The organism is Kocuria sp. CPCC 205297, from assembly GCF_040981035.1.
Lineage (GTDB): Bacteria > Actinomycetota > Actinomycetes > Actinomycetales > Micrococcaceae > Kocuria > Kocuria marina.
Genome location: NZ_JAVKPY010000016.1, coordinates 1 through 18,447, shown reverse-complemented (window position 1 = coordinate 18,447; position 18,447 = coordinate 1). Strand labels below are relative to the sequence as shown.

General features: G+C 67.5%; 19 protein-coding genes and 1 pseudogene. 7 read left to right on the top strand and 13 right to left on the bottom strand.

Annotated features, from left to right (window positions below; genetic code table 11):
• Nucleotides 1–35: 35 nt before the first annotated feature.
• Nucleotides 36–1,826 (bottom strand): ABC transporter family substrate-binding protein, encoded by a 1,791-nt coding sequence (locus tag RF650_RS12660; RefSeq protein WP_368815097.1) that lies wholly within the window; start codon nt 1,824–1,826, stop codon nt 36–38.
• A gap of 275 nt (nt 1,827–2,101) precedes the next feature.
• Between RF650_RS12660 and RF650_RS12655 the strand changes: the two genes are divergently transcribed.
• Nucleotides 2,102–2,638: a lipopolysaccharide assembly LapA domain-containing protein gene (locus RF650_RS12655; protein ID WP_368815096.1), complete on the top strand. Its 537-nt coding sequence runs from the start codon at nt 2,102–2,104 to the stop codon at nt 2,636–2,638.
• Between the two features lie 202 nt (nt 2,639–2,840).
• The gene (locus RF650_RS12650) at nt 2,841–5,054 is read left to right on the top strand and encodes an NADP-dependent isocitrate dehydrogenase (protein ID WP_368815095.1); all 2,214 of its coding nucleotides are present in this window, start codon (nt 2,841–2,843) and stop codon (nt 5,052–5,054) included.
• A gap of 179 nt (nt 5,055–5,233) precedes the next feature.
• Here RF650_RS12650 and tpx read toward each other — a convergent pair whose 3' ends face one another.
• Complete coding sequence (tpx, locus tag RF650_RS12645) at nt 5,234–5,731, bottom strand: thiol peroxidase (protein ID WP_131332577.1); 498 nt, start codon at nt 5,729–5,731, stop codon at nt 5,234–5,236.
• Between the two features lie 176 nt (nt 5,732–5,907).
• On the opposite strand from tpx, the gene RF650_RS12640 reads away from it, so the two are divergent.
• A complete protein-coding gene (locus RF650_RS12640; RefSeq protein ID WP_368815094.1) occupies nt 5,908–6,894 on the top strand; it encodes a malate dehydrogenase in 987 nt (328 codons plus the stop codon).
• Between the two features lie 37 nt (nt 6,895–6,931).
• Here RF650_RS12640 and RF650_RS12635 read toward each other — a convergent pair whose 3' ends face one another.
• Nucleotides 6,932–7,447, bottom strand: coding sequence for an O-acetyl-ADP-ribose deacetylase (locus RF650_RS12635; protein ID WP_131332575.1), 516 nt, complete (start codon nt 7,445–7,447; stop codon nt 6,932–6,934).
• Between the two features lie 56 nt (nt 7,448–7,503).
• Here RF650_RS12635 and RF650_RS12630 point away from each other — a divergent pair, with 56 nt between their 5' ends.
• Complete coding sequence (locus RF650_RS12630; RefSeq protein WP_085107130.1) at nt 7,504–8,223, top strand: PIG-L deacetylase family protein; 720 nt, start codon at nt 7,504–7,506, stop codon at nt 8,221–8,223.
• 295 nt (nt 8,224–8,518) lie between these two features.
• On the opposite strand, the gene RF650_RS12625 is transcribed toward RF650_RS12630, so the two are convergent.
• The 7 genes from RF650_RS12625 to RF650_RS12595 all read right to left on the bottom strand — a co-directional run bounded on the left by RF650_RS12625 (nt 8,519) and on the right by RF650_RS12595 (nt 14,617).
• Nucleotides 8,519–8,704, bottom strand: a complete 186-nt coding sequence (locus RF650_RS12625; protein ID WP_312918379.1) for a hypothetical protein — start codon at nt 8,702–8,704, stop codon at nt 8,519–8,521.
• Nucleotides 8,701–9,090, bottom strand: a complete 390-nt coding sequence (locus tag RF650_RS12620) for a YchJ family protein (protein WP_368815093.1) — start codon at nt 9,088–9,090, stop codon at nt 8,701–8,703. Before RF650_RS12620 ends, RF650_RS12625 begins: the two co-directional genes overlap by 4 nt.
• Before the next feature lie 197 nt (nt 9,091–9,287).
• Nucleotides 9,288–10,349 (bottom strand): LLM class flavin-dependent oxidoreductase, encoded by a 1,062-nt coding sequence (locus RF650_RS12615; RefSeq protein ID WP_368815092.1) that lies wholly within the window; start codon nt 10,347–10,349, stop codon nt 9,288–9,290.
• Between the two features lie 192 nt (nt 10,350–10,541).
• Nucleotides 10,542–11,414: a uracil-DNA glycosylase gene (locus tag RF650_RS12610; protein WP_368815091.1), complete on the bottom strand. Its 873-nt coding sequence runs from the start codon at nt 11,412–11,414 to the stop codon at nt 10,542–10,544.
• A gap of 179 nt (nt 11,415–11,593) precedes the next feature.
• Nucleotides 11,594–12,268, bottom strand: a complete 675-nt coding sequence (locus tag RF650_RS12605; protein WP_368815090.1) for an MOSC domain-containing protein — start codon at nt 12,266–12,268, stop codon at nt 11,594–11,596.
• 167 nt (nt 12,269–12,435) lie between these two features.
• The gene (locus RF650_RS12600; RefSeq protein ID WP_064846040.1) at nt 12,436–13,326 is read right to left on the bottom strand and encodes a rhodanese-related sulfurtransferase; all 891 of its coding nucleotides are present in this window, start codon (nt 13,324–13,326) and stop codon (nt 12,436–12,438) included.
• A 307-nt stretch (nt 13,327–13,633) separates the two neighbouring features.
• Complete coding sequence (locus tag RF650_RS12595) at nt 13,634–14,617, bottom strand: helix-turn-helix transcriptional regulator (RefSeq protein WP_368815089.1); 984 nt, start codon at nt 14,615–14,617, stop codon at nt 13,634–13,636.
• Nucleotides 14,618–14,707: 90 nt separating this feature from the next.
• On the opposite strand from RF650_RS12595, the gene RF650_RS12590 reads away from it, so the two are divergent.
• Together RF650_RS12590 and RF650_RS12585 are read left to right on the top strand one after the other, a co-directional pair.
• Entirely contained in the window at nt 14,708–15,073 is a 366-nt protein-coding gene (locus tag RF650_RS12590; RefSeq protein ID WP_368815088.1) for a VOC family protein, read from the top strand.
• Nucleotides 15,074–15,099: 26 nt separating this feature from the next.
• A pseudogene (locus RF650_RS12585) lies at nt 15,100–15,516 on the top strand (integrase core domain-containing protein); the annotation flags it as partial.
• Here RF650_RS12585 and RF650_RS12580 read toward each other — a convergent pair.
• The 3 genes from RF650_RS12580 to RF650_RS12570 are packed head-to-tail and all read right to left on the bottom strand — an operon-like array spanning nt 15,513 to nt 17,523.
• On the bottom strand, nt 15,513–16,526 hold the full coding sequence (locus RF650_RS12580) for an IS481 family transposase (RefSeq protein ID WP_368815087.1): 1,014 nt from the start codon (nt 16,524–16,526) through the stop codon (nt 15,513–15,515). The pseudogene RF650_RS12585 and the gene RF650_RS12580 overlap by 4 nt on opposite strands.
• 33 nt (nt 16,527–16,559) lie before the next feature.
• Nucleotides 16,560–16,919, bottom strand: a complete 360-nt coding sequence (locus tag RF650_RS12575) for a DoxX family protein (RefSeq protein WP_368815086.1) — start codon at nt 16,917–16,919, stop codon at nt 16,560–16,562.
• 4 nt (nt 16,920–16,923) lie between these two features.
• Nucleotides 16,924–17,523, bottom strand: a complete 600-nt coding sequence (locus RF650_RS12570) for a TetR/AcrR family transcriptional regulator (protein ID WP_368815085.1) — start codon at nt 17,521–17,523, stop codon at nt 16,924–16,926.
• 252 nt (nt 17,524–17,775) lie between these two features.
• Here RF650_RS12570 and epsC point away from each other — a divergent pair, with 252 nt between their 5' ends.
• Nucleotides 17,776–18,291 (top strand): serine O-acetyltransferase EpsC, encoded by a 516-nt coding sequence (gene epsC / locus RF650_RS12565; RefSeq protein ID WP_368815084.1) that lies wholly within the window; start codon nt 17,776–17,778, stop codon nt 18,289–18,291.
• The last annotated feature ends 156 nt before the right edge of the window (nt 18,292–18,447 follow it).

The following is an 18,447-nucleotide window of genomic DNA, read 5'->3' as shown; positions in this document are numbered from 1 at the left end:
GAGGGGAAGGACTCGGTCAACCGAGGTCGACCGTCCTACTTACGGCTCCACTCGGAAACGTTCCAGAACACGCCGTCCTGGTTCGGCTGGTACTGGTCCACGCCGGCGATCTTGTCCGAGGTGGCCACGTAGCCCACGGACTGGAACAGCGGGAGGCCGTAGGCGTCCTCGAAGGTGTGCTTGTCCACCTCAGCGATCTGGTCGTTGCGCGAGGACTCGTCCAGGTTGGCGCGGGCCTCGTCCACGAGCTTGTCCACGTCCGCGTTCGAGTACTCGTTGTAGTTGCCGCCACCGCCGGTCTTGAAGATCTGGGAGAGCATCTCGGTGCCCACGCCCGGGGAGACCCAGCCGTACAGGGACGCGTCGTAGTCGCCGTCCGCGAGCTTCTCGGACCAGTTGGGATCGCCCAGGTCCTCGACCTTGAACCCGGCCTTCTCCGCGGACTCCTTGATCAGCTGGAAGGTGTCCACGCGCTGCGGATTGCCGTTGTTGTAGAGGATCCGCACGGTGGGGGTCTTGCCGTCGAGCAGCTTCTTGGCGCCGTCGATGTCCACGTCCCCGTAGAGTTTCTTGGCGTCGTTCTTTTCCACGGCCTTGGTGTAGGGCTCGCCCTGGCTGGAGACGAACAACTGCGAGTTGAGCACCTCGGCGTCCTCCTTGACCGGCTTGATCAGCTGGTCGAGGATCTGCTGGCGCGGGATGGTCTTCAGGAACGCCTCGCGGGTCTCCTGGTCCTTGAAGGTGTCCGAGCCGAAGTTCAGGTCCACGTGGTCGTACGCGAGCTGGTCGCCCTGCTGCACGTTCACATTCTCGATCTGCTTGACCTGGTCCATCGTGTCCTTGTTGACGTTGATCGGCTGCATGATGTCCACTTCGCCGTTGCGCAGCGCCTGGATCTGAGCCGTGGCGTCGCCGATGGTGCGCAGGGTGATCTCGTCCAGCTTGCCGGGCATGCTGCCGTTGTAGTTCTCGTTCTTCTTGAGCGTGACCGAATTGTTTTCCACCACATTGTCGATCTTGAACGGACCGTTGGACACGAGGACGTCCTTGTCCTCGGGCGTGGAGGTGAAGTTGAAGGAGGTGTCCCAGGCCTTGCCGATCTTCTCGAGTTCGGGCTGCTTCTGGGGGTTCTTGGAGTCGCCCTTCTTCTGGTTCTCGAGCACCTTGAGTAGCTCGTCCTCGGACATCCCGGCCTTCTTGGCCACCACGTGCGCGGGCATCAGGTAGTTCTGGTCGAAGGCGATCTCCCAGTCCGCGTTCTGCTTGCCCCACGTGACGGTCATGGTCTTGCCGTCCTCGGAGAACTCGGGCTTGTCCGTGGAGCTCAGGATGTCCGTGGAGCCGGCGATCGTGAAGTAGTCCTTGCCGGCCTTGCCGTCCTCGCTCGCGTCATTGGCGTAGCCGGAGAGCACGGACCACCACAGCATGAGGTCGGCCTTGTCCACCGCGTTGCCGTCGGACCACTTGGGGTCCTTGATCGTGTACTCGACGGTCAGGGGATCGTCCGAGACCTTCTTGTACGTGCCGAAGCCCTCGTTGGGGTGGATCTTCTGCTCCGGGTCCACCGTGATGAACCCTTCGCGGGTCATCTGGACCACGTGGCCGTTGATGTCCACGTTCGTCTTGGTGTAGCCCGGATTGGCACCCGAGAACTTGTTGGTCTCGGCGACATTGACCACGCCGCCGCTCTGGGCGCTTGCGCTGCTGTCACCGCCGCCGCCGTTGCTGTCGTTGCCGCCGCCCACGCTGGCGCAGCCAGTCAGCGTGAGTGCAGCGATTGCCGCGACGGACACGGCAGCCTTCCCCTTGAAGGTGTACTTTCCCATGACGTTTCCTCCCGATATGGTGTCCATGGAATGTGCGTTGCACCCCGGTGGTTGTTACCCCGAGTCGGGGCTGGCATCACCGATGGATTGTGGTGCGTCTCACGATGAAGCACAGGTTACTCGCGGATAACCTTTTCGGGGAGAAACCTTCCGCGTGTCACGGGAGTGTCGGATGATTTCGTCGTGGCGCGGGCAATGCCGAGCATCGAATCACATTCCGTGATATTGGCCGTACGCTGTTGCCATCATCACTTCGCCCCGTCAGGAGGCCCCCCGTGACCAACACACCGCACGAGCCCCGTAACGCGCCCCGCTTCCCCCCGGACGACGCCGCACGCCCGCCTCACACTCCCGGCTCCCGTTCCGCGGGCAAACCGCTGCGCGAGGGGTACGCGAACGCGCACGCGGCGCCGTCGGCCCCCGTGGACGCGCAACGTCCCGGGACGGCGGTCACGGACAGCGGGACCGCGCACTCGGCCTCGGTGGCAGGGGGGACGGCCTCCCCCGTGGATCCCTCGCTGGACAAGCCCGTCAAGCGCGGCGTGTCGGGGACCGTGTGGGCGGCGCTGATCCTGGGCGTGATCGTGCTGATCCTGTTGCTGGTCTTTATCATCCAGAACAACGTGGCCACGCGATTCGAGTACATGGCGTGGACGTTCAGCCTCCCGTTGGGCGTGGCCATGCTGCTCTCGGCGATCGCCGGGGCCCTGATCATGGCTCTCGTGGGGTCCGTGCGGATGTTCTCCTTGGGTCACCGCGTGCGCAAGCTCGAACGCGAGCGCGAGCGGATCAGGACCTCGCTGCACGGCTGAGAGCCCACTGCACCACGGCGCGCGGCGCCGGTCGATCGGGACCGGCGCCGCGTGTCGTCGTACTCCGGGGAGTGCGCGAGCGTGACAGCGCGTCGGGCGCGTGGTGACCAGCCGGTGGGCCCGCCGCACACGGAATCGGGTGCGGGCCAGCGGGTATCCTGGGAGGCAGCCCAGTGACCGTCAACGCAAGGAGCCATCGCTCATGCCCAAGATCATCTACACCGAGACCGACGAAGCACCCATGCTCGCTACGTACTCGTTCAAGCCGATCGTGGAGGCGTTCGCGTCCACCGCCGGTGTGGAGGTGGAGACCCGGGACATTTCCCTGGCCGCGCGCATCCTGGCCCAGTTCCCGGACCGCCTCACCGACGAGCAGCGGGTCCCGGACACCCTGGCCGAGCTGGGCGAACTCGTGGAGACCCCGGAAGCGAACATCGTCAAGCTGCCGAACATCTCCGCGTCCATCCCGCAGCTGAAGGCCACCATCAAGGAGTTGCAGGCGGACGGCTACGACCTGCCGGACTACCCCGAGGTCGCCACCTCGGACGAGGCCAAGGACATCCGCGCGCGTTACGACCGTGTCAAGGGCTCCGCCGTGAACCCCGTGCTGCGCGAGGGCAACTCGGACCGCCGCGCCCCCAAGGCCGTGAAGAACTACGCCCGGCAGCACCCGCACTCCATGGGCGAGTGGAGCAAGGACTCCAAGACCAACGTGGCCACCCTCGGCCACGACGACTTCCGCAGCAACGAGAAGTCCGTGATCATCCCCGAGGACGACACCCTGACCATCCAGCTCGTCACCGACCGGGGCACCACGGTGCTCAAGGAGTCCTTGCCCGTACTGGCCGGTGAGGTCGTGGACGGCACCTTCATGAGCGCCGCCGCGCTGGACGCGTTCCTCGCGGAGCAGGTGGCCCGCGCCAAGTCCGAGGACGTCCTGTTCTCCACCCACCTCAAGGCCACCATGATGAAGGTCTCCGACCCCATCATCTTCGGCCACGTGGTCACCGCGTTCTTCCGGGACGTCTTCGACCGCTACGGAGAGGACCTCGCCAAGGCGGGGCTGTCCCCCAACGACGGCCTGGGTGGAATCCTCTCGGGCCTGGACGCCCTGGACAACGGCCAGGAGATCAAGGCCGCGTTCGACAAGGCGATCGACGAGGGCCCCGAGCTGGCCTACGTGAACTCGGACAAGGGCATCACCAATCTCCACGTGCTCTCGGACGTGATCGTGGACGCCTCTATGCCCGCCATGATCCGCACGTCCGGAAAGATGTGGGGTCGCGAGGGCGAGCAGAAGGACACCCTGGCCGTGTTGCCGGACTCCTCCTACGCGGGGGTCTACCAGGTCGTGATCGACGACTGCCGCGAGAACGGCGCGTACGATCCCACGACCATGGGTACCGTCCCCAATGTGGGTTTGATGGCACAGAAGGCCGAGGAGTACGGCTCCCACGACAAGACCTTCGAGATCCAGGACGCTGGCACCGTCCAGGTGGTCAACGGTGCCGGTGAGGTGCTGCTGTCCCACGAGGTCCAGCCCGGTGACATCTGGCGCGCGTGCCAGGCCAAGGACGCCCCCATCAAGGACTGGGTGCAGCTGGCCGTGCGGCGTTCCCGCGACTCCGGGATGCCCGCCGTGTTCTGGCTGGACGAGTCCCGCGCCCACGACCGCAACCTGATCACCAAGGTGGAGCAGTACCTCGCGGAGGAGGACACCGACGGTCTGGACCTGCGGATCCTCTCCCCCGCAGAGGCCACCAAGTTCACGGTGGAGCGGCTGCGCCGCGGCGAGGACACCATCTCGGTGACCGGTAACGTGCTGCGCGACTACCTCACGGACCTGTTCCCCATCCTGGAACTGGGCACGTCCGCCAAGATGCTGTCCATCGTGCCGCTCATGAACGGCGGTGGCCTGTTCGAGACCGGCGCCGGTGGTTCCGCGCCCAAGCACGTGCAGCAGCTGCAGGAGGAGAACCACCTGCGCTGGGATTCTCTGGGTGAGTTCCTGGCGCTCGCCGCGTCCTTCGAGCACCTCGCCAGCCGCTACGACAACGCCAAGGCGCAGGTCCTCGCGGATACCCTGGACAGCGCGACCGGGACCTTCCTCAACGAGAACAAGTCCCCGTCCCGGAAGGTCAACGAGCTCGACAACCGCGGTTCGCACTACTACCTGGCCAAGTTCTGGGCCGAGGAGCTCGCGCAGCAGACCGAGGACTCCGAGCTCGCGCAGGCGTTCCAGAAGGTCGCTTCCGAGCTGCGCGAGAACGAGGACACCATCAACGCCGAACTGCTGGACGTGCAGGGTTCCCCCGCGGATCTCGGCGGGTACTACTGGCCCGTCCCGGAGAAGGTCTCCGCGGTGATGCGCCCCTCCGCCACGCTCAACGAGATCGTGGACGGGCTCAGCGCCTGACGTTCCGGAGTGTCTCGCGCGTGTGAGGGACCCAGGTTCGCGCACGCGCAGCAACCGACGACGTCGCCGCGTCGCCTCCGTACGGGGGCGGTGCGGCGTCGTTCCTTATCCGTCCCGAAAGATCCGGACACGCGAAAGGGGCGGGACCGCACGGCCCCGCCCCTCCTCCGGTGAGCTGATCAGGAGACGGCGGCGACAGCGGCGTCGTAGTCCGGCTCCTCGGTGATCTCCCCGACGAGCTGGGTGTGGACGACCTTGCCGTTCTCGTCCACGACCACGACGGCGCGGGCCAGCAGACCCTCGAGCGGGCCGTCCGTCTGGGTCACACCGTAGTCCTCGCCGAAGGACGAACGGAACGCGGACGCGGTGGTGACGTTGTCGATGCCCTCCGCGGCGCAGAACCGGCCCTGCGCGAACGGCAGGTCCTTGGAGACACACACCACGGCGGTGTTCTGCAGGGACGCGGCGCGCTGGTTGAACTCGCGCACGGACTGGGCACACACGCCCGTGTCCAGGGACGGGAAGATGTTGAGCACCATGCGCTTGCCCGTGAACTCGTCCGAGGCCACGGGGCTCAGATCCGCTCCCACGAGGTCGAAGGACGGCGCGGACTCTCCCTGGGCGGGCAGCTCGCCGACGGTGTGGACGGGGTTTCCTTGGAATGCAGTAGTAGCCATGTCTCCATTGTGGTGCGCGCCACTGGCCCGTGACACGCATGTCCGCCGTGCGCTGAACCGGGCTCGCTGATAGCCTCTGTGCCACCCCGCCCCGTGAGACGAGTCACACGGGTACCCCGCATCAGAGTCGCGTGACCGCCGGGCACCCCGGAGCGCGCAGCCCAGGAGGAATCACCGTGAGTACCACTCCCGTCACCGTGGCCGTGACCGGCGCCGCCGGCCAGATCGGATACAGCCTGCTGTTCCGGATCGCCCACGGGGACCTGCTCGGCCCCGAACGCCCCGTCCGGCTGAGGCTTCTGGAGATCCCGCAGGCCCTGCCCGCCCTCGAGGGAACCGTCATGGAACTGCAGGACTGCGCGTTCCCGCTGCTCGCGGACGTGGAGATCGACTCCGACGCCCGCACGGTGTTCGACGGCGCTCAGCTCGCCTTGCTCGTGGGTGCCCGCCCGCGGGCCAAGGGGATGGAACGCAGCGACCTGCTTGAGGCCAACGGTGCGATCTTCACGGAACAGGGCCGAGCCCTCAACGACGTGGCCCACGACGACGTGCGCGTGGTCGTGACCGGCAACCCGGCCAACACCAACGCGCTGATCGCCCAGCGCAACGCCCCGGACATCCCCGAGTCCCGGTTCAGCGCCCTGACCCGGTTGGACCACAACCGGGCCGCGGCCATGCTCGCCGCTGAGACCAAAACCTCGGTCGCGAAGGTCAAGAACCTCAGCGTGTGGGGCAACCACTCCGCCACGCAGTACCCGGATCTGGACCACGCCATTGTGGCCGGGCGGCCCGCCCTGGACCTGGTGTCCCGCAAATGGGTCACGGACACGTTCATCCCCACGGTGTCCCAGCGGGGTGCGGCGGTGCTCCAGGCCCGCGGTGCGTCCTCCGCCGCATCCGCGGCGAGCGCGACGCTCGATCACGCCCGCGACCTCATGCTCGGTAACCGCCACGGGGACTGGACGTCCATGGCCGTGGTCTCCGACGGTTCCTACGGTGTCCCGGCCGGCCTGGTCAGCTCGTTCCCGGTCACCACGTCCGGGGGCGACTGGTCCGTGGTGCAGGGCCTGGAGATCTCCGAGTTCTCGCGTTCACGCATCGACGCGTCCGTGGCGGAACTCGAGTCCGAGCGCGACGCCGTGCAGCAACTGGGCTTGATCTGAGCCCGGCCCTGACCCGCACCGCCGTGTGCGGGGCGGGTCAGGAGTTCTCGGCCAGGGCGACGCGGAACGCTTGCTCGGCGGCGTCGGAGAAGGGGACGAAGACGACGGTGTCCACGGAGGTGTCCGCGGCGAGGACCGTGCGCACGGCGATCCGGGCGGCGTCGTCCAAGGGCCAGCCGTAGATCCCGGCGGAGACCGCGGGGAAGGCCACGGACACGGCGCCGATCTCGTCCGCCACGCGCAGCGACTCGCGGTAGCACGAGGCCAGGACGTCACTGCGATCGGTCTTCTTCGCGAACACCGGGCCCACCGTGTGGATGACCCACGTGGCGGGCAGGTCATACCCCTTGGTCGCCACGGCCCCGCCCGCGGGCAGCCCGTCCGGGAGGGTCGTCTCCCGCAACTGCTTGCACTCGGCGAGCAGCTGTTTCCCGGCGGCGCGGTGGATCGCACCGTCCACACCGCCTCCGCCCAGGAGCTTGGAGTTGGCCGCGTTGACGATCGCGTCCGCGTGGACCTTCGTGATGTCACCCTTGCGAATCTCGATGTTCATACGGCCACACTAGTCCCGCCCTGTCAGCGAGCCCCATGGGCCCCTAGGCTGGGAGCATGGCCGATCTCGAACTGTTCGACGATTCAGGGGTCCACACCGTCCTGTGCGTGGTGGCCCATCCGGACGACATGGAGTACGGGGGTTCGGCCGCCGTCGCCCGCTGGACCCGGCGCGGCGCGACGGTGAGCTACCTCTTGTTGACCGCCGGGGAGGCGGGGATCCGGGACCGCGATCCGAGCGACGTCGGCCCGTTGCGGCGGGACGAACAGGAAGCGGCGTGCCGGGCCGTGGGGGTCACCGATCTGCGGATCCTGGACCTGCCGGACGGGACCCTCCAATACGGACTGGACCTGCGGCGCAGGATCGCGCGGGTGATCCGCGAGGTCCGCCCGGACACCGTGGTCACGATCGACTGGTCCGTGGAGGCCGGGTGGGGTCTCAACCAGGCCGACCACCGCGTGGCCGGGATGGCCGCGCTCGACGCCCTGCGGGACGCCGATAATCCGTGGGTGTTCCGGGAGCTGCTCGAGGACGAGGGGCTCGAGGCGTGGGGCGCCGAACGGTTGCTCGTCACGGGCGCGCAACCCGATCATGCGATCGAACTGTCCGAGGAGGACATCACCGCGGCGGTCGAGTCGCTGCGCTGCCACGAGCAGTACCTCGCCGCGCTGGACGGGCACCCGGATCCGCACGAGATGATCACGGGCATGACCGAAGGCGCCGGGCGCGCCGCGGGTGTGGACCACGCTCTCGGGGTGCGGGTCTTCCCACTCTGACGTCCTCGGAGTTGTCCGCAGAGACGTCACCAGGGGCGACGGCGCCCGTGCCCCCGCGGGGACGCTGGCACTGGCGCCGTTCGCCTCCCCGCAATGTCTCGTAGCAGTCAGCCCCTCCCCCGGGCGCGCACGTCACGGGAACGGTCTCCCCCAGCGCGATGAGACACACCGCGACCACGTTGGTCCCGGCCACCCCGGTGAAGAACCCGAAGGCCCGGGCGGGGACGTGCAGGTCCTCGAGAACCCGCTGCGGATGGGCGGCCACGCGCCACGCGGTGAGGACCACGAGCATCGCCTAGACCGCGAGTGCGAACCCCATGACCACGGTGGTGGGTCCGTGGAATCCCAGGTGGTACGCCCCCACGGAGACGATGCCGGAGGCCATGACCACCGCAAAGCACGACCGCGGCAGGCTCGCCACATTGCTCTTCAGCGCACCCAGTGCCCGTCCGGTGATCCCTACCGTGGCTGTGCCGCTCACGCGTCCTCGACCGGGGCCGTGTAGAACCACCGGCCTGCGCGCTTGGCGAACCGTGAGTTCTCGCGCAGCACGCCCGGACCGTCGGGACCGCGGTAGGTGGCCTCGAACTCGACGGTGCCGGCGGCGTCGTCCTCCCCGCCTGCCTCCGTGCGCACGATCGTGAGCCCCGTCCATTCGACCCGGGGATCGCTCGCCGTGTCCGCGGGACGGTGCGCGGGGTGCCACGTGCGGAACAGGTGGTCGTCGTCGCCCGTGGCGAACGCGGTGTAGCGCGAACGCATGAGGGCCTCCGCGGTCACGGGCCACCGCTCGTGACGCACCGCGGGGCCGCAGCACTGTTCGAACGGGGCACCGGCGGGCAGCCCACCGCAGGGACAAACACTCATGCGCGGGAGTTTACCCCCGCACTGCCCCCTGCCATCGGGGTGCGACGTCGCCCTACCCGGCGCGTGCACGTGGCCTTCGCCGGTCGGGCCGCATGACAGCCGGGCGGTACGTCAGTGGGCGGCACGGGGGCCGCGGGTCCGACGATCGTCGTCGGGCACATCCCGCGGCCCGCCCCGTGCGGCCATGGCTCCGGCGGTCAGCGACCCGCGATCAAGTACCCCTGGACCGGGCCCTCCGTGTTGGGTTTCCACCCGAGGGCGGGTGCCACGTGCTTGGCGAAGTTCTCGAGGATGCGCAGGTTCAGCTCAGGGCCCAGCTGGCTCGGGATAGTGAGCATGAGGGTGTCGGCGGACATGACGGCGTCGTCGGCGCGCAACTGCTCGATGAGGACGTCCGGCGAATCGGCGTAGGTGCGCCCGAACGTGGAGGTAAACCCGTCGATCACCCCCACCTGGTCGCGGGACTCGCGCGCGCCCATGTAGGAGAAGATCTCGTCCTCGGGGCCCACGATCGGGAACACGCTGCGGCTCACGGACGTGCGCGGCGTACGCGTGTGGCCCGCCTTCGCGAAGGCCTTGCGGTAGCGGCGCAACTGATCGGCCTGTTGCGCGGCGAACGTACCCTCGTTGGCCTCCGTGAGCAGTGTGGAACTCATGAGGTTCACGCCCTGCTCGCCCGCCCACTCGGCGGTCCGGCCCGAACCGGCACCCCACCACACGCGTTCCGCGAGACCCGGTGATTGCGGTTCGATGGCGAGCCGTGCTCCCGCGCCGTACTGGGCGGGATCCGCGTAGGTCATGGGCTCACCCTTGATGGCCCGCAGGAACGTGTCGAAGTGCTCCCGGGCGATGTCCGCACCGCGCGGATCCGTGGAACCCAGGTAGCCGAACGCCTCCCACCCGCGCAGCGCGGGCTCCGGTGAACCGCGGCTCACGCCGAGGGCCACGCGGCCGTCCGCGATGAGGTCCAACTGGGCCGCTTCCTCCGCGAGGTAGAGCGGGTTCTCATAGCGCATGTCGATCACGCCGGTGCCCACCTCGATGTGGCGGGTACGGGCCGCAATGGCGCCCAACAGGGGCATGGGGGACGCGGACTGGCGTGCGAAGTGATGCACGCGGAAGTACGCGCCGTTGACGCCCAGCGCGTCCGCGCCCTCGGCGATCTCGATCGCGTCCTTGAGGGCCTGACGAGCATCCGGGTCCGCATGTCCACGCCCGGAACCGTAATGACCGAAACTCAGGAATCCGAAAGCCTTCATGACCGGTGCAACCGCGACCCCGCCCTTTTTATTTCCTGTGCAACTTCTTGCACGATGAGCACGCCGCCGCTCGGTGTCGATCGCACGCCGGCGTCCGGGCATCCCGTGTCCGCGGGGGTGATTTTCAAGCGGCCCGTGCGCGCGCGGCGTCGTCGCACCCCGGAATCGGCCCCGCGGGGGCAGTTCCCGGGGTCAGGCCTCGCCAGACTCCTCCTCCCCTGAGGCGGGGGCCGCGGCGAGGGCCATGACGTCGTCGAGCATCTCACGCGTGAGCAGGCCCGTGAACGTGTTGCGCTGGCTCACGTGGTAGCACCCCACGAGTCGCACCGTGCGGCCTTCCGGCGTGCGCAACCGTGCCACGGCACCGTGGCCGAACTTCGGGCGCGGTCGGGGCACGTCCCAACCCATGCGCGCCGCGGCGGCCAGGGTCGTGTGCCACGCGATGCCCCCGAGCGCGAGCATGCTCTCAAGCTGTGGGAGCAGCGCGATCTCCTGCTCGAACCACCCACTGCACGCCGCTTTCTCGTCCGGTGCGGGCTTGTTGGCGGGCGGCGCGCAGCGCACCGGGGCGATCATCCGCACACCGCGCAGCGTCTGCCCGTCCCCCGCGGTGCTCACGGTCTCGTTCGCCGCGAACCCCGCGCGGTACAGCGCCGCGTAGATCCAGTCCCCGGCACGATCCCCCGTGAACATGCGACCCGTCCGATTGCCGCCGTTCGCCGCGGGCGCGAGTCCCACAATCACGAGCCGCGCCATGGGGTCCCCGTAGGACGGCACCGGGCGCCCCCAGTACGGTTCCCCCGCGAACGACGCCCGCTTGTGCTCGGCCACGTCCTCCCGCCACTCGACGAGCCGCTCGCACGTGCGACACACGCTGCACAGGGCGTTGAGCTGCTCGACGTCGCTCGCCCCCGCCGCGAGCTCACGCACCCGGGCGGCGTCGCGGGCCACGGGTGTGTCCGCTCGCGCGGGGTCCTCCGGCCACCCGGTCCCGGGCGGCACCGGGGACGGGAAGAGCCGCCCGGTGAGCGGGTGGGGCAGGAGCGTCTGGGGGTTCTCGGCCATGCGGGTGCCTGTCTCAAGGGTGCGAGTGGGTGTGGAAGGGTGCGGAAATGCGGTGACGTGCGGTGCGGAGCGGCGGGCCGCCCGAGCCGGGCCGCGCCGGTCGCGAGCGCCGTCGTCCCCGCCCCGAGCGGAACAGGTAGGGAATGACCGAGGCGAGCACGCGACGTCGGGCCCGCGGCTCAGAGCAGGGTGTCCTCCCCGAGCCGGCGCAGGATCTGCCGGCGCCAGCGCTGTGGGAACTCCGGGGCGCGGGTCAGCGCACGGTAGGCGTCCGGGTCCGCCATGCCGACGTTCATGATGCGCACGACATCGCTCACGGACACCGCGCCCGACGGCCGGCTCGTGAACTCGAACGTGTCCCCCGCGGCCACGTGACCTTCGCGCAGGACCCGCAGGTAGAACCCCGTGCGGCCGGTGTCTTCCATGTCCCGGGGCAGCTGGGCGTCCTGCCACCTGCGGGACACCGTGGCGCACGGCGTGCGGGGCTGGGTCACCTGGACCACCGCGGTGCCCACCCGGTACACGTCCCCCAGGTGGACCTGATCCTCCGTGGCGCCGCGCAACGTGAGGTTCTCGGAGAACGCACCGGGGCCCAGATCGCGGCCCTCGCGCCGCCACCCGTCGTAGTTCTCATGGGGATAGCAGCACACGGCCTTCTCGGGACCGCCGTGCACCGAGACGTCCCCCTGTTCGTCCCCGATGAATCCCGTGGCGCTCAGGAACACCCGGTCCGTGCGGGCCTCCTTGTCCGCGGCGGTGTCGAAGGCCTTGCCGCCCCAGCGCTGCCGCCGCACCGCGCCGGTGTGCAGTGCGACCACCGCGGCATCCGTGACCGTCAGTTGTGGATTCTCCATGGGTCCTCCTGATCCCGGGGACTGCTCACCGGATGGGGTATGGGCGCCGCTCGCGCGGTCCGGCCGGTCCGCCTGCCTGTCAGTTACTTCACGACCCGCGGCGTCTCGCGCTGCCGCGTGCTGTTTCGTGCGCCGCGCGTGGCTCGTTGCTCCTTGCTCGCTGTGATTCATGCGTGCGCCGGGACACAGTCCGGACAGTACACCCGGGCCCCGGAGGCCGTGCAGTCCTCGCAGCACAGGAACAGCTGCCGGCATGTGGGTTCCGCGCAGTTCACGAACGTGGGTGTCGCCGTGCCGCATTCCTCGCAGCGGCCCAGCGAGCGCGCATCAGGGGAGAATTCCATGTGCATACGCTTGTCGAAGACGTAGAGGGAGCCGTCCCACAGTCCGTGATCCCCGTACTGCTCGCCGTAGCGCACGATCCCGCCGTCCAGCTGGTACACGTCCCGGAATCCCCGGTTCTTCAGCAGCACGCTCAACACCTCGCAGCGCACTCCCCCGGTGCAGTAGGTCACCACGTGCTTGTCCTTGAGGTGGTCGTACTTCCCGGAGTCGAGTTCGCGGATGAAGTCCCGCGTGGTGCCCGTGTCGGGGACGACGGCGTCCCGGAACCTCCCAATCCGCGCCTCCAGCTCGTTGCGACCATCGAAGAACACCACGTTTTCCCCGCCCCGGTCCACGAGCTGGTGCAGTTCGCGGGGTGTCAGGTGGGTGCCACCGCCCTGGACCCCGTGCTCCGTGACCGTGATGACGTCCGGGGCGTGGAAGGACACGAGCTCGGGGCGCACCTTGACGCTCAACCGGGGGAAGTCGTCCCCGCGGCCGTCCGACCACTTGACGTCCGCATCCTTGAACGGGACGTACTCCCGCAGCCCGCGGACGTACCGTTTCACGTCCTGGATGTCCCCTCCCACCGTGGCGTTGATCCCCTGTGCGGAGACGATGATCCGCCCCGTCACATTGCTGCTCCGCGCCAGGTTCAGCTGCCACAACCGCACCGCCTCCGGATCCGGCAGGGGTGTGAAGACGTAGAACAGCACGATCTTGGGGAGGGACATGACTCCAGCGTAGATCCCGGCTCCGACCGAACATCTGTGCCCCGAAAAAGCCGTTACCGTCCGATCCCGCGGTCGTTCCGGGGCATATGTGTTGTGCAGTGGGATCGCCGCGGGGGTGTAAGGCGGGGGATGTGGGGCGGGGTGCGGGTGCGCGTGGCCCTCGCTGGATTGGATACAGCCGTGGGGAGGGCCTCACCTGCCACCGACCCGGCGGTGTGGGGCTCACAGATCCCGTGCTCCGCGCGGTGGACGCCTGACTTGATGAGCTGCCCATGATCCACCGGCGCCGAACCTCCGGCACATCGTTCTAGGTGTAGTGACCGGGGACGTTGGTTGAGCTGCTTGCGGCGTGAGCCTGCATGATTTGGGCGGCGAGGTCGTGGAACCGAGCGGCCGCTTCGGTCGGGTTCAGGATGCGGATGTGGTCGCCGAACTGGAGGAGCTGTCGCACTGATTCGACGTCGGGGTAGTGAACGACGATTGGGGTCCAGTCGTCCTCAGTACTGGTGATGTTGACCAGGCGTGTTCCGAGGATTCGCTGGGCCAGGTCCAGACGGGTCGAGCGCAGCAGCGCGTGCACCTCGACACCGGGCTCCGGGTGGAAGCTGGCCAGCAGGTCCCGCCACACCGACCGGAGATCGCAGTCTGGTCGCACTGCCGCGGTGTCCGTGAGGGGCTCACAGTCTTCGATGCGGCTGGTGTTGAACAGGCGGGGTTGCCCGTCAACGTCAGCCACGAGGTACCAAGAGCTGGCCTTGTTCACGAGCCCGTAGGGGTCTGCAGTGAGCCACTGCCCGATCACCTCCCCGCTGCGTCGATATCGGAGGAGGATGCGTCGTCGTTCGCGCACTGCGGTCAGCAGGTCGGTCAGGTCGAGTTCCTGCCCGGTCGTGAACCACCCCGATGGGTCGATGAGGAGCACCTCGGACATGGGCGAGGTGGTAGGAGCCTGCCTTCGCGTGGCGACGGCCGCCAGCTTCTCCCGGGCGCTGGTGTGAACTGCCTGCAGCCCGACCTGCTCGAAGAAGTTGGCCTCCAGTCCTGCGACGGTCAGCAACTGCAGCTCGGCAGGATCGAGACGTGCCACATCAAGACGGGATCGGCGGTCCAGCACAATCGCCCCGCCCCGGCCCTGCTCCGTATGGACCGGGACGCCAGCGGCCGACAGCGCCTCGACATCGCGCAGGATGGTGCGCGGCGATACTTCGAACCGGCGGGCCAGCTCCTTGCTCGTCATCCGCTCATGGGTCTGCAGGAGCAGCAGGATCGACAAGAGCCTCGAAGACTTCATGGCCCGATCCTCACAGAAAACATGACAACAGATGTCGTCTTTGACTGATCGGATGGAGCCACCTGATCCACCGATCCGAAGGAGACATCCATGCCGGCACCCAACCTGCTCCTGACCTACGTCAGCGACGCCGAACGGTCCACCACCTTCTACAGCAGCCTGTTCGACATCGAACCCACTTTCACCAGCCCGCGCTACGTCGCTTTCGAGGTGGCACCCGGGGTTCTGTTCGCCATCTGGACCGGCGGCAACGAGAACACCACTCCTGAGACACCTCGTACGAGCGAGATCGGACTCATGGTCCCCGGTCCTGCCTCGGCCATCGACGCCGTCTACCAAGAGTGGACCGCCAAGGGCGTGCGTGTTGTCGAGGAACCCCATGACGACGTGTTCGGTCGCACCTTCATGATCGCCGACCCCGACGGCAACCTCATCCGAGTCAGCCCCATCGACTGACCCGACAAGTGGCCCCACGTGGCGGCGAGCACTCCCGCGTAGCGTACACCGAGATCCATGACGACGAAACTGCCGTCACCGCCACCGCCGTGCTCGTGCGCGCTGTCGAGTGGTTCAACGCCCGCGGAGTCACCGTCGAGCGGGTCCTCTCCGACAATGGCGGCGCTCACCGCTCACACCAGTGGCGCGACACCTGCACCGACTTGGGAATCACGCACAAGCGCACTCGGCCGTATCGGCCGCAGACCAACGGGAAGATCGAGCGGTTCCATCGCGCCATGGCTGACGGGTGGGCCTACGCCCGCTGTTATACCAGCGAGCAAGAACGACGAGACGCCCTGCCCGCCTGGCTGCACCAGTACAACTACCACCGGCCGCACACCGCCTGCGGCAACCAGCCGCCCTTCTCACGTTTGATCAACGTCCCCGGTCAGTACAGTTAGGTGTATGAGGTCAGGACGTTGTTGACGTGTGTCGGCGTCGCGGACGCTGGCGGCTTGCCGCCGTGCGCGCCGTGGGGTCGGTGATAGTTGTAGTGCCGGTTCCGGACCTCGAGCGCGGCGGCTCGCTCGTGCTCTGAGTGCCACACCCTTGCGTAGAGGAACTCTTCAGCCAGGATGCGGTTGTAGCGCTCGATCTTCCCGTTGTGCCGTGGCCTGTATGGGGTGATGCGTTGGTGTCGGCTATCGCCGATCGCGTCGGCGAAGGCGGCCGCGCGGTAGCAGGAGCCGTTGTCGGTCACGATCCGCTCGAGCTGCGTGATGCCGTGGGCTGCAAACCATGCTCGCGCCCGGTCGAGGAAAGCGACTGCGGTCACGGCTTTCTCGTCGGGCAGTGCCTCGGTGTAAGCGAGCCTCGAGTAGCCGTCGATCGCCGAGTGCAAGAAGACATAGCCGGTCTTCACGCCGCGTGTCTTCGTTCTAGCTACGGCCTTGGCTTCGGCGCTGTTCTTGCCGTGTGCGCGCCAGCCGCCGCCGTCGGGAATGCGTCCGGTCTTCTTCACGTCGATGTGCACCATGTGGCCGGGGCGCTCGGCGGTGATCTTCTGCGGCTCCCGGTTGGTTTCGCCGTTCGGGTCGATGAACTTCCGCCGGTTCAAGCCCAGCTGCGCGAGTAGCCGTGTGATCGTACGACGGCTGACCGACGTGCCCTCTCGGTGAAGCTCGAACGCGATGCGTGAAGCCGACCACTTGTGCTCGCGGCGCATCGCCTCGATCCGTTTGACGAGCCGACCCGGGGTCGCGGTCGGCTGGCGTGCCGGAGCGGACGAACGGTCGATGAGACCGAGCTCACCGTAATTCCGGTAGCGGTTCACCCACTTCGAGGCGGTGGCGCGGGAGATACCCATCTCGGAAGCTACGTGCGCGATCGGACGGGTGCGGCAACGCTCGATCAGCCGCTTGCGCCCTTCAGGGGTGAGGGGTGCGTTCCGGTGAGAGCGCTGGCGCGTCACCTTAGGGGATGCGCATCTCGGTGTATCGGTCATTCAGAGCGCGAACGAGAGAATGAGGACTGCGATGGAGAGTGCGAGCATGCCGAGGCAGTTGAGCCAGAACGCCTGCCCGGTGAAGCGGGCCCGGATGTGGGCGGCGGCGGCGCTGAGGAAGTAGACGATCACACCTGTGTTGGCGGCAAGAGCGATGCCGGGAATCCAGATCCCCGCAATGAGCCCGATCACGGCGAGCGTCTTGATGACGATGAGGGCCCACCACCATTCGCGGGGGAAGCCCACGCCGTTCAGGCAGTCGCGGATGAACTTCGGTGGGCGCAGAGACATCGCCGCGTCGCTGAACAAGGCGAGGGCGAGAACGGCCGGAGGCCACCACATGTCCGGGGTCAGGGGCATTGAGTCACTCCTTGCAGGTGCAGATCGCCGCGAACGATGTGCGGAGGCCGTTTGTGATGGCGGACGGATCGACCAGGCCTCGTGCAGACCAGGTGAAGAGTGTGCCGACGTAGGCGGCGTACAGTGCCTGCGCCTTAGCTGGCGCGTCAGCCGCTGGGGTGCACCCCTGCTTGGTTATCGCGGTGGCGAACTCGTCGACGAGTCGGGCGTCCAGCTCGGTGAACAATGACGAGGACTGAGTTCCGGAAACCAGGATCGACGCGTACAACCGCGCCAACTCGGGCCGGCCTGTGAACATCGCGACGAACGGTTGGACCAGAACGCTCAGGCGCCTCACGCAGGTGTCAGGGGCATCGCCGGCCGGCTGAGGACATACGTCGGCGCGCCGCGCGTGCTCGCCCGCCACCATCGCGTCGAAGACCCGCACCAGCAGCGCGTTCTTGTCACCGACCGTCATCACCGTGCCGGCGCTGACGTCGGCTGCCTCAGCGATGTCTCGCACCGTTGTGGCAGTGAAGCCGCGCTCCTGAAATAGCCGGCTCGCCGCTTCGAGGACGCGTAACTGCGTCGCCTGCTTGAGCTGCCCGCGCATGGAGGCTGCCATTCGCCATCCTTTTATGAACGTGTTCACTGAACGTGTTCACCGTATCACGGCACCGGTCGCGAAACGGGCGCATCGTCACTGCGCAAGCATCAGCAACCTCATGGCCAACAACAGTTAGGTGGGAGGGCGTTAACTGGCCGGCGCGTCATGCGGGTACGAAAGCATCGGTGATGGTGTTCGTATGCTGAGACACATGAGCTCTGACTTCACCGGTTCCGCGACCGCCGCACCCCACCTCCCTTTCTCGGGGGTGTGACTGTGACTAGTTCAGTCCGCCCCAGCATCTTGGCCGACGCCCGTGCAATCGCTGCGGCCGACCCAGCCGGGCAAGGTACCGCTGCTACGTTCCTGAGTTACCCGGGTCTACATGCAATAGCCGCCCACCGGGTGGCCCATCGCCTGTGGCACACCCGATGGGGCAAACCCGCCGCGCAAGCCATCGCCACCGTCTCGGCACAGGCCAGCGGAATCACCATTCACCCCGGGGCGGTCATCGGTCACCGGATGTTCATCGACCACGGCAGCGAGGTCATCATAGGAGAAACCACGGTCATCGGTAACGATGTCACTATCTATCAGGGCGCCAGTTTCGTCGGCGACGGCTCTTCCGGTCGTCGCCACGCTGTTGTGGGGGACCGGGTACTCATCGGTTCCGGGGCGAAGGTTATCGGTCCAATCACCATCGGGGACGACGCCAAAATCGGGGCTGGAGCCGTAGTAACCCGCGATGTCGCACCCGCCCAAACCGTCGTAAGTTTCGATGCATAATGCGCGTGCACCGCCTCATGACAAACACCAACAATTATTGAGATACCAGCAGTGTCGGTGCAGAAATGACCCGTTTGAGCTACATGCGTAGCGTCCACACGGTCACCACGATCGCCCCTTCAAGTCCACCTCGCCGGTCGGCCACTCAGCAGCATT